An 11,195-nucleotide genomic window follows, 5' to 3' on the forward strand; every position below is an offset into this window, starting at 1 on the left:
TCATAGACTATTAATCATTATAGAAAGAGAAGCCGAGTTTTATACGGAAGTGTGAGAAAACAAAAAATGTGCAGCCAAGGAAGTTCCTCAACCACACATTTTAAAAAGACAATCCCTAACCTTCAATCGAGGATCATTTACCGAGAAGCTTAGATTCAAAAGGAAAGTCAGAAAAGTTCTCTACTCCGTTTTCTGTAACGAGCAGCTGCTCTTCAAGCTTGACCCCTTCTTTTCCTCCAGGCGATCCAATGTAGCTTTCTACGGATAAGACCATATTCTCTCTTATGACTCCATCATACCCTTTTTCTTCAAAATCCTGAGGATAAACAATATAAGGGTATTCTCCGCTTAGTCCCGTGCCATGAGCTACAGTGAAATAGCGGTTCGGGAAAAACTCTTCAGGAATGCGCCAGCTTTTTTCTGCATATTCCCTAAAAGTCATCCCAGGCTTCAACAGCTCGATATTAGTCTGGATTTGTTCATAAGCTGTTTGATACAGCCGCTTCTGTTCGTCAGTTGGTTCACCTTCCCCGCAGTAAAAGGTGCGGCTGATATCCGTAAAGTACCCGAACGGACCGTTCATATCAGTATCAAACGCTACTAATTCTCCGTCGTTAATGACTTTATCACTGCATTCTTGAAACCACGGATTCGTGCGCTCACCAGAATTAAGCAGCCTCGTTTCAATATAATCGCCGCCCTGAGCAATATTCGTTTGATGTAGATGAGACCACAGTTCATTTTCTGTAATACCAGGCTTTAGGGCCTGCTGCATCCGAATCATGCCTTCTTCTGCCGTACGCACAGAAATTTTCATAGCTTCGATTTCTTGTTTATTTTTAATGCTTCGTGCATGTTCAATCGGCTCTTGTCCATCCATAACCTCTATCCCGAGTTTTGCCAATTCTATGGCTCCGACTGATGGTATATAATCGACCGCAAGCTTATTGTTAGATCCTGCATGCTGCTTCAACAAATCTGTTATTTCTTCAGCCCACTGTTTCGCGTTATCGTGAAGATTTTCACCAGAAGCAACGTACGATAAAGTGGTCGCCGGTCTAACTTCATCTATTGTTTCAAGTCCTTCGGATAAGTGCTCACAGTTTGGAAAATCGAATAAAGTAATCGGACCTTCCGTCGGGATGAAGACGTAACGCCCCGGATTTCTCAGCATAAACACTTGCATATTCCGACTACCAGTCGCATATCGCAAATTCACCGGATCGAAAATGACTATGCCGCCGTATCCTAACTCTTTCAGCTGTTCTCGAACTCTTCCCAAACGATATTGACGCATTCGGACTAAATCAATCTGCGTCTTGTCATGACGAATACTTTGTAATTTCCCCACATAAATCTCCTCCCTCATTGATCATCAAGAATATCAGTTATCTTACATATTACAATAAGTTATAACATATTACAATAAGATACTCATTTTCCGATCTCTACTCGGTACGAAAAGGAGGAAGGGATATATTTCGTGCGGCTGTATTCGATGGGAAGGTTGTCACCCCCCAGGGTCTTTCTTCGGATTTCAATTAGTGCCTCCCCCGGAGTGATCCCTAATAAATCCGCCTCATAAGCCGTAGCGTTAGAAGCAGTAACTTGTTCTTTAATATTAGTGTAATGAATATTATGTCTCCCTAAAAAAGTGATGAAATCAAACGTTTCTGCTGCTTCATCTTTCAGTTTATGTGCAATGGACATCGGAAAAAATGACTGCTGACAGGCAATTGGGTTTCCTTCTGCCGTCCGTACCCTTTCAAATACATACACCTCTTCTTCATCAGATAGTTCCAGCTGATTTTGGGCGAAAAAATGGTCATTTAAAGCTTCCGAACGGATTACTTTGACCCCAAGCTCTGCTCCTAACTCGTGATGGAACACCCCTGGATTTTCCATTTCTTCACTCGGAGTCTGGCGGACTTTCGTGGGTGCTCCCCGTTTTGTTACAAGAACACCTTTCTGTACTAAGTCACGAATCGACTGCCTGACTGTGGTACGGCTTACGTTATACTGCTCGATCAATTGACTCTCTGAAGGAATGGCCTCGCCCGGCTGCCAAACTCCGTCTTGAATGTTTTGAACCATCTTATTTCGTATTTGCACATATAAAGGTAATTTTCTTTGCTTTTCGGTCATACGATCACTCCCTTACTTGCTAAATTACCCTTTCCGTTCTATAAAAACAACTATATCAATGAACGGTGTTTAGAAAATACGAACGTTACCCCAGCTATTTTAACTCCGAAGGAAGGAAGGCAAACCTAAAAAACAGCCAGGATAACCTATCCTGGCTGTTTTCATCCACTTGTTATCCGCTTCGCTCCATAATACTTCGGCCCCCAGTAATTACTAGCCTCGATGTTCGTTACGGTTACTCCATCTTCTGGAGTCACGTGGACGACTTGCTCGTTTCCTGCATAAATCGCAGGGTTTAAATAATCCGCTTCTAAAAATACGATATCTCCCGGGATAAGATCTTCTCTGTCTACATGCTCCCCTTCTTCCCACTGTTCGTCAGCATAACGAGGAAGCTCGATTCCTTCAGTTTCTTCGAAAACGTACTCGACGAATCCTGCCGTGTCAAAGCCTTCACGGGTCGTACCTCCCCTTTGGTAAGGAATTTCTCCGATATACCTGGCTGCTTCTGTCACGATGGGACTGTCACTTGATATTTTTAAGTCCGAGAATCTTTTAACGCCGGTAAACTTCTCCTGCCAATAATCAGCGCTCACATACGAGGTAGTGACCTCCTGGGTCCTTGAGGCATGGATGAATTGTCCCCCTCCAATATAAATTCCATTGTGAGAGATGCCTTCCCGGTACGTATCACTGAAAAACAACACATCGCCCGGCTCTATATCTTCCAGATCCACTTCCTCCCCAGTTTCCCACTGCTGGTCCGTCGTGCGTGGTAAATAAATATCACTCACTTCCTCAAACACATGTTGAATGAACCCAGAACAGTCAAACGCTTCAGGCGTTTCGCCGCCAAACTCATAAGGTACTCCCAAATATTCGTGAGCCCCGGCTACAATGTCGTTATCTTCAGCTATATCAGGCGGCTCGGTAATTCTACGAGCCTCTACAAAGTTATCACTCCAATAGCCGCTTTCCTCAAAGCGGGTCACTTCTACACCGTTCGAAGCCGTAGGATGGATAAGACGATCATCCCCCATATAAATCGCTGAATGGGAGACATCTTCACCGTCTTTACTGAAAAAAACGACGTCTCCCTCCTGTATGTCCTCACGCCTTATTTCTTCTCCCTGCTCGATTTGTTGCTCCAATGTGCGGGGCAGCATAAATCCCTGCACTTCATTAAAGACATATTGAACAAATCCCGAACTGTCGAAGCCCTGCTCCGGAAAGGATCCCCCTTCCTCGTAGGCAACTCCGACATGCTGTTCGGCTTCCTTGACGATCGGACCAGGCGTTGAAAAATCTATCTGCCATATCAAAACGATAATCATTATAGTAATTGGTATAAATACGAAAGGTTTTTTGAAAATCTTCAACAAAACATGTCCCCTTCAAGCGTTTGTTTCATTTTACTACTCTTATAAAATTTACCAAAACAAAAGGTTCAGAATGGCTTAAAAAATCACTCGAATCACTTTCTGAACAAGCGATTTAATATTGGCGTGTTTTGGAAAATATTCAGCCGGGTATCTCTTATAGACGAGTTCAAATCTGAAGGAGGAAATTTTCCATGAGTAAAACTATATTTATAACAGGTGCAGGAACGGGGCTAGGCAAAGGTACGGCGATCGGATTAGCCAAAAAAGGCCACCACGTCATCGCAGCTGTTGAAATAATTTCTCAAGTAACTAGTTTACGCGAAGCGGCATCAGATGCCGGCGTTGAATTAGAAGTCATAAAATTAGACATTACAAGCAAGCGTGACCAGCAGTTGATTGAAGACTATGACTACGATATTTTTGTAGCCAATGCAGCTATCGGGGAAGGCGGCCCGATTTCAGAAATACCTGTTGACCGCGTGCGACGGGTATATGAAACGAACGTATTCAGTACGCTTGAAAATGCACAAATCGCTGCTAAGAAATTTGTCAGCAAAAAGCAAGGCAAGATCATTTTCCTAAGCTCCGTTGTCGGCATCGTCGGCATGCCTTATTTAGGTGCTTACACGTCATCAAAGCATGCCATCGAGGCGATCGCAAAAACAATGAAAGCCGAGCTCGATGAATTCGGTGTACAAGTCGCGACGATAAACCCCGGGCCATTTGAAACAGGGTTCAATGACCGTATGTTTGAAGAAAAGCACAAATGGTACGATGAAAACGAGAATTTCACACCTAGAGAATCTATTGCAGAACAAGAGAAGATGCTCGACGACCAATACGATCCACAGGACATGATAAACAAAATGGTAGAAGTGATTGAATCGGATCACCACGCGTTCCGCACGGCGTATCCAAAAGACGTGGAAGATATGATGAAAGAAGAAGAGAAGAGTAAATGGGAAGAAAAAGTATAAATAAAACCTATAACTCCAGCCGTTGGACACTCATTATCCAGGGCTGGAGTTATTTTTTGCAAAAGCTATATTAAACGTCGTTGTTGATTTTTCATAAAAAGTTATTCAACAAAGTGGCAGGATAGTGGAGCTTCCTCGAGCTGAACCCCCGTAGGATCTTGGCTGTTCCGTCATTGTGATGAGTAGAAGGTGGTTTTAGGAATGGACTCGCTTTCCGTGGGAGTGCAGTGAGCTTCCTCAGGCTGCCGCCTTCCGGGATCTCACCAACCACTCTCATCCCACAGGAGTCTCGCCCATTCCTAAAACCACCTAACTTATATTAAGAGACGGAACGAAGAAATGAGAAGCAAAAAAACTCTCTTGTACTAACATTTCCTCCGTCCCTTACTATAGACGTGCTTCTCGAAATCGCCTGGATAAGAACTTTCTTACTCATAGTGGGAGCATTAAACTCCAGTGCTCTGGTTTTAGCATTTTAGTTATAAAACCTGCACTTTAAGGTAGTTCCAAGCATTTTCTTGCATGCGACAGTCTCGCTGATTATCACTCAAGAGCAGGTATTTTTTAAGTGAAGCACCGCAAAAAATGTTTCCGTTATCCTCGCAAAGGCAAGAAGTTTCAAAAAAGGCTAGACTCCTGAAATACATGGTGTTTTCTAATATTTCTAATCAGTGGCTACTATTTTTAAACTTGGTATAGTTTCGAGCACCTTCCCATCGGATGGTGGCTTTAGAAAACGGTGAGACTCCTGTGGGATGTACATGGTAGGTGAGATCCCGGAAGGCGAAGCCTGAGGAAGCTCACCACATGCCCACGGAAAGCGATCCGTTTTCTAAAGCCACCATATCCCCATACATAAGTCTCGAAACTGAGTCTTCCACTAAAGGGAGCTTATATGTATATTAACAAGGAACTTTAACGGAGCTTTTGCAAAAATAAAGCACTCGAATGCAGAATGGATTCAAGTGCTTCTAATAGACGCTCACCTATTTCCGGAATAAAGAGAACAGCTTCCCTAAACTTCCCTTAGACTTATTGGCTGCTTCAGCCAACTGCTGATTGAAATCATTTTGAGCGCGCCATTCTTTTCTTTGTTCTTCCCGCATATCTTGGAGCTCCTTATGCAAGGCTTCACTTTTCCGCTTTTCTTCCTTAAGCAATTCCTCATAATGATTCTTCTGCTGTTCGGTCAATTTATCTATTTTTGTATGAGTTTTCTGAGAAAAATTCCCTACCCCTGAACTGATGACATGATGATCCTGTTGGAGACGAGCCACAGTGGTTTTCAACTGCTCCATATCCTGAGTCAATTGGACATTCATTTCCCTCGATGCGGCAAGCTCGTTGGCAATCACCTTTAAGAAATCGTGCAGTTGGGCAGGATCCTGGATTGAACCTGCATATGTATCAGGAATCGTCATATCCGTCGTGTCGGACTCTTCAAGCCTCTCCTTCTGCTGCCGGGCAAGATCTTCCGCCATCTCATCCTTTGGCCTTTCCGTATCTCGAAACGCTATAAGGGCTTCGATATCGGATCGTACAAAAATACGCCGCTCGCCATCTTTAAAGAACTCATAGCCATTCCGTTCTAAAATCTGGCCATACCTTCGGACAGTAGCTGAGGCAATGTTCATTTCTTCCGCTACTTCTTTCGAAGAGAAAGCTCGTTCATTTGGTTGTATATCGTGTCGCATATCGCGCCTCCTTTTCTAAAATAATGAAGGTTTTTGTCCTAATTTGCAAGATGAAGAAGCATCGAATTCAACCACAAAGCAAATGCTGATCTAAATGACACATAAGGAATTGGAATTATGGAAATGGAGAAGAATGTATAGTAAGGAGGAATGTTTATGTCTGACTTTGAAGAGATTTATAATGAGTATAAGCAAAAAGGCGCACAACAGTCTGCTCCGATTATGCATCAGGAAGGCAAAGAAGCCATTATTGCTGTTAGGAAAAATGATGATGGAGATATAATTGCCATTAAAACTGAAAGCGGCCGTGAGCTTGACTACGTCACAGCTCTGGAAGAAGCTAAACGGGGAAGTCTTGCCCATGTTGATGTGTTTCAGAAATATGGACGCGATATTTTACGAAGCGAGCCTGACGGTATTAAAAGCAATAACTTAGATAACCTTCCTACGTTCTAAATTTAAACCACCGAAGCTCGTTTCGGTGGTTTTTTTACTCTTAATTTTTTTATACGGCTATGAAGATTGTTGATTTCCTTGAAGAGGTTTCGAGACACTTAATTCAGCTCAGCATTATATAAAATTAAATAATTTGGGAACTTTTCCGAATTGACTCCGTATATAAATTAAGAGCTTTTTTAAATGTGGCTGTATACATTGCGTATATGTGCCATATGCTTAAATCACGGAATATGGGGGGATGAATTTGAAACGAACCGGGGAAAAAATCCTATCGATTATTGCGCTCTCACTTCAGTTTATAGTTCTCGTGCTTGGAGTCCTTTTGGCCATTTTTGTGGGAGCTCAATTCCCAGAACAATTACCACAGTACAGCGAGATGTGGTATGTATGGATTGTGTTTGCCGTGCACTTGCTTGGCTTTATTTTAGGGCTTGTGGCATTGATTATAATGCGAAGCCGTGCGAAAGCATCAGGGATTATTTTTATATGCACAGGTGTATTCATGGCATTTCTCACCCTGGGTGCAACCTTAATCCAATCTATTTTGTTTATCGTTGCCGGGATGATGTGTCTAGTTAGAAAACCATATGAAAGCTATAAGGAAATTGAGATAGTTGATTAATTGGATCAAACTAGAACATGATTATCGATAAGGTTCTTATTCAAGTGTTTCGAGAGACATGTATAGCGTGGGCCGAAAATGAGGAGAGACTCGTTAGCTGCTGAGCGCTATGGATTGAATACACGGTTGCAGGCAGGATGAGCTCTTGGGGATCATTCCATTCCAAAGTCAAGGGGACGTTCATTCCCTTTCGAAAAAAAAGGAAGGGAAACGATGAGACTCCCGCGGCAGAAGGGGCCAGGCGAGATCCCACCCAGGAAGCTTGCCAAATCCACCGCAAGAAAGCGAATTGTTTCCCAATCCCCCCCTACTTTACACGGTAGCGAACCCCATTATCTCGGAACCGAGTCTTGCATATAATTTTATTACTTTTTTTTACAATCATAATGCGTTTGGTTGAGAGTAGTTAAACCCCTTCTATTGATTAGTAATGATTCATCTACTTAGATACCACATATGAAAAGGAGTAATCGATGTGGAATATGATTTAAAGCAACTCATAAAAGAACGAGAGCAGACCCATTTGAACATGGACGTAAGAAAATCCAACGAAAAACTTGATGAAATTCTAGCTGACGAGTTTTGGGAAATCGGAAGCTCAGGAATTACGATCGATAAGAGAGAATGTCTTGAAAGCGGCGTTCACTTAATTGAAATGACCATGCATCATTTCGAGGCCGAGCAGTTAGCGGATGATGTGGTTTTAACTACATATCTTATAGAAACGAAACATCGAAATACACTTCGCAGTTCGATTTGGAAACGGATCGATGGGAGATGGCAATTATTCTTCCACCAAGGAACGATCACTTCACTCCAGCCCCACGAGGGCATATCCCGATCAGGGGATATCAGATGAAAATTCATCTAGTGAAGATCCTGATTTCCGTCCTGCTCTTTATCACGGGATGCCAGACTTTTTCAGGAAAAGAAGTGACTTTAGGGGACCAACTGGGAACACATCCCCCCATTAAAACCATCGACATGAGATGAAATAACCAGGACATCAATGTTCAGGAACAATCAAGACGATTATCGGTGACATAAAAATGCAGAAACTCAGTAAAAATGAAATTACTGAGTTAGATAAGGGTATGCTTCCCTATAGAATGGAGGGGGAATCTCTCATCATCCTTATAGATTATGAAGATTCAACGGACAGGTCGACGATAGAATTGACTAAAGATGATTCAGGTTTGTTTGCTGGATTTGAAGATCGTAAAGCTAATGATGTATACGAAGTAATCCACAGCGAAAGCTTTTCCTATTCAAGGCTTTATGCTTTTTATCAATCCATCTATGAAGAAGTTTCTTTCTAACGCACTTAAAAACGTTAAGAAGGCGAGCCCCTCAACTGGGACTCACCTTTTTTTCTAAGACACCCAAAGCTTCTTTGGCGACTTTTTCATATTCTTCTGAGCCTGCCAGCTTCTGCAAACTCCTCAACATCTATCGTAAACGTAGACGTGAGTTCGATGACATGCTCCTTCATGGCTTACAAGGCCAACCGGATTGTGTACGTAACTCATAATAAGGAAATGCTATGATATTGTTGTCACTCAGCTATCGCTTCACTTTCCTTAACTATGCACGCTGCTTTTTCTCTACCATTTCATTGTAAACACAACCTTGCAGGAAAATTCGTTCTAGTACAATTTCCACACAAAAAAAGAGCCCTAAAAAAAGGACTCTTCAACTTCATGCTTTATTAAGTTCTCCCATAGATTTCATTAATATCGTCCCATCACGGGAGATTCTATCAGCAGCAAGTGTGCCCTGATAAGAATTATCTTCAATATCGAATAATTGCAATCTGTGATTTTCCTGTGAATCCTCTGCTTCTGTAAATACTTCTGTATTTTTGACTTTAGATAGACTGACCGTCCAATTATCGGTCGGGCCTTTGTCATCGATAAGCAGTATCCCTTTAGAGAAATTAACTTCTTCGTTACTTTCGAGATGAAACACTTTTTTCAGTTTGACGGATTTCATGAGTGTCACTCTCCCTCCCTACTTACTATTCCATATGTGAAAAGAGTTTTCCTGAAAGGTCAGTCAGGTAATTCAGTTCTATTAAGGACTTCACCTTTCCGTACTGATTGACAAATTGTCTCTGCCACTTCAACGGTAACCACGATCTGTTCATCAGTCACCTCAGGCTCTCTAATCATTCAGTATACATTGAAACCGAAGCCTGGCTTTCCGGTCACTACCATTTTCATCTTTTCCGCTGCATTTACTATTCCCAGACAACCAATGATTTTGACGCTTAACATGGTCGATTGACTAACCTCCTGATTGATTTCACCTAAGTATAATTAATTTTTCAAAGGCTGTTTTCCTGTTCCTATATAGACCAGTATATCACTAGATGAATTGTAACAAATCCGTAATTTTAAAAAACCCTGCAGAAGATTTATCTGCAGGGTTCCATGATCATTGAAAAGATTATTCAGCTGGAGGACCAAACTTGCCGTTGCGGTAATCCTCATAGGCTTGTTTGATTTCTTCCATCGAATTCATTACGAAAGGGCCATGCTGAACGATGTCTTCGTTGATCGGCCGACCCGAATAGACGAGTACTTTCGTCTGGCGTTTATTCGACTTAATCGTAATCTGGCTTGCACCTTCGCCTTCCTCATTGAACGATAAGGTCGCGACGCCGTGCTTTTTTAAAATCACTTCGTTCTCACCAGCCTCGATTTCACCTGCAAGCACATATAAAAAAGCATTGTGATTTTCAGGCAGATCAAGCGTATATTCCGATCCCTCAGCCATCGTCCATTCACTGAGCGTAATCGGCACGATCGAATCGAGCGGCCCTTGAACACCTGCCAGGTCACCAGAGAAGACTTTGAGTGATCCACCTTCAAATGGCACGACAGGCGCTTGTTCTCCGTACACGTTTTGATAGATCGTCTCAGATTTCTTTTTGTCTTTTGGCAGGTTCAGCCACAACTGCAATGTATGAGCGACGTCATCTTCCACTCCGTCTTCGGCATGCCGGGCAGCCCATCCAGCATTCATATACTGAACATCACCCGGCTCGAGAATATCTCGTCCGCCGGCATTATCAATATGCTCCAAACGTCCATCAACGACATAGGTCACGGTCTGGAACCCGCGGTGAGGGTGGTCAGTAAAGGTCCCTTTTTTGAACCAGTCTTCTGCCATTAATATAAACGGATCAAACTCTTTCCAACGATCTGCTGGCAATACCCAGCCCTTCTGAATCGCCGGAAATCCCATTTCGTTATAATCCACATACCAGTGCTTCTTCACTTCTCGCTGAAATTTAGACATCTTCATCATCCTTTCGTCGTTTTAGTTGCTATATCAACTATTTCTCCATATTCTTCTGCATTTTTGTAAGAAGCCGATCAAACTGCTCCAGCTCTTCATCAGAAATACCCTCTGTCACTACATCATTGAACGCTTCAGCCACAGGAAGCACTTCTTCTTTTAAAGCCCTGCCACTAGCCGTAAGGTGCAATTCCAACGAACGTCGGTCATCTGAACAAAATCGACGGGTAATGAATCCCTTTTTCTCTAAACTCGAAGCCATTCGGGCAATATTCGTTTTGTCTTTATCCAATTGGTTCGCAAGCTGATTCTGCGTCCATCCATCTTTCTCCCAAAGCAGCATCATAATCAGATTCTGTTCTGGAGCGAGTCCGTAGGGAGCCAGCTGAGACTTAATATACCCTGTCAGCTTCAAGTCAGTCTGATGGAGTTTGATACTGATATAATCCTTAAACCGCAATTTCATAGTGTCCCTTCCTTTTGTCTTCTTAATAGTTGCTATAACAACTAAATTATTTGAACTTATTATAAAAAATATAAAACGGTTTGTCAATCTTACTGCAGTCTTGAAAGACAGTGGGGATAAAAATGACATACGGATATCTACTGAAGT

12 protein-coding genes are annotated in these 11,195 nt (G+C 42.4%); 5 read left to right on the forward strand and 7 right to left on the reverse strand.

Annotated features, from left to right (window positions below; translation table 11 throughout):
- Positions 1 to 133: 133 nt before the first annotated feature.
- From O2Q26_RS14580 to O2Q26_RS14590, 3 genes are all read right to left on the reverse strand, one after another.
- Positions 134 to 1,351, reverse strand: a complete 1,218-nt coding sequence (locus O2Q26_RS14580) for a M24 family metallopeptidase (RefSeq protein ID WP_289216598.1) — start codon at positions 1,349 to 1,351, stop codon at positions 134 to 136.
- 83 nt (positions 1,352 to 1,434) lie between these two features.
- The gene (locus O2Q26_RS14585) at positions 1,435 to 2,145 is read right to left on the reverse strand and encodes a GntR family transcriptional regulator (RefSeq protein WP_289216599.1); all 711 of its coding nucleotides are present in this window, start codon (positions 2,143 to 2,145) and stop codon (positions 1,435 to 1,437) included.
- Positions 2,146 to 2,306: 161 nt separating this feature from the next.
- On the reverse strand, positions 2,307 to 3,524 hold the full coding sequence (locus O2Q26_RS14590; RefSeq protein WP_289216600.1) for a C40 family peptidase: 1,218 nt from the start codon (positions 3,522 to 3,524) through the stop codon (positions 2,307 to 2,309).
- 194 nt (positions 3,525 to 3,718) lie between these two features.
- On the opposite strand from O2Q26_RS14590, the gene O2Q26_RS14595 reads away from it, so the two are divergent.
- Positions 3,719 to 4,504: an SDR family oxidoreductase gene (locus tag O2Q26_RS14595; RefSeq protein ID WP_289216601.1), complete on the forward strand. Its 786-nt coding sequence runs from the start codon at positions 3,719 to 3,721 to the stop codon at positions 4,502 to 4,504.
- Between the two features lie 986 nt (positions 4,505 to 5,490).
- On the opposite strand, the gene O2Q26_RS14600 is transcribed toward O2Q26_RS14595, so the two are convergent.
- Entirely contained in the window at positions 5,491 to 6,198 is a 708-nt protein-coding gene (locus O2Q26_RS14600) for a hypothetical protein (protein WP_289216602.1), read from the reverse strand.
- 150 nt (positions 6,199 to 6,348) lie between these two features.
- Between O2Q26_RS14600 and O2Q26_RS14605 the strand changes: the two genes are divergently transcribed.
- From O2Q26_RS14605 to O2Q26_RS14620, 4 genes are all read left to right on the forward strand, one after another.
- On the forward strand, positions 6,349 to 6,654 hold the full coding sequence (locus tag O2Q26_RS14605; RefSeq protein WP_289216603.1) for a DUF3892 domain-containing protein: 306 nt from the start codon (positions 6,349 to 6,351) through the stop codon (positions 6,652 to 6,654).
- Between the two features lie 247 nt (positions 6,655 to 6,901).
- Entirely contained in the window at positions 6,902 to 7,279 is a 378-nt protein-coding gene (locus O2Q26_RS14610; protein WP_289216604.1) for a DUF4064 domain-containing protein, read from the forward strand.
- Positions 7,280 to 7,754: 475 nt separating this feature from the next.
- Complete coding sequence (locus tag O2Q26_RS14615; RefSeq protein WP_289216605.1) at positions 7,755 to 8,138, forward strand: nuclear transport factor 2 family protein; 384 nt, start codon at positions 7,755 to 7,757, stop codon at positions 8,136 to 8,138.
- A 190-nt stretch (positions 8,139 to 8,328) separates the two neighbouring features.
- On the forward strand, positions 8,329 to 8,598 hold the full coding sequence (locus O2Q26_RS14620; protein WP_289216606.1) for a hypothetical protein: 270 nt from the start codon (positions 8,329 to 8,331) through the stop codon (positions 8,596 to 8,598).
- 379 nt (positions 8,599 to 8,977) lie between these two features.
- Here the strand turns inward: O2Q26_RS14620 and O2Q26_RS14625 are convergent, their stop codons facing one another.
- The 3 genes from O2Q26_RS14625 to O2Q26_RS14635 form a co-directional block, all read right to left on the reverse strand.
- The gene (locus tag O2Q26_RS14625) at positions 8,978 to 9,271 is read right to left on the reverse strand and encodes a hypothetical protein (protein WP_289216607.1); all 294 of its coding nucleotides are present in this window, start codon (positions 9,269 to 9,271) and stop codon (positions 8,978 to 8,980) included.
- A 456-nt stretch (positions 9,272 to 9,727) separates the two neighbouring features.
- Positions 9,728 to 10,591 (reverse strand): pirin family protein, encoded by an 864-nt coding sequence (locus O2Q26_RS14630; RefSeq protein WP_390216755.1) that lies wholly within the window; start codon positions 10,589 to 10,591, stop codon positions 9,728 to 9,730.
- A gap of 28 nt (positions 10,592 to 10,619) precedes the next feature.
- Entirely contained in the window at positions 10,620 to 11,048 is a 429-nt protein-coding gene (locus O2Q26_RS14635; protein WP_289216609.1) for a MarR family winged helix-turn-helix transcriptional regulator, read from the reverse strand.
- Positions 11,049 to 11,195 lie beyond the last annotated feature (147 nt).

Origin of the sequence: Halobacillus campisalis, from assembly GCF_030345335.1 — a bacterium.
In the GTDB taxonomy this organism is placed as follows: Bacteria; Bacillota; Bacilli; order Bacillales; family Halobacillaceae; genus Halobacillus_A; species Halobacillus_A campisalis.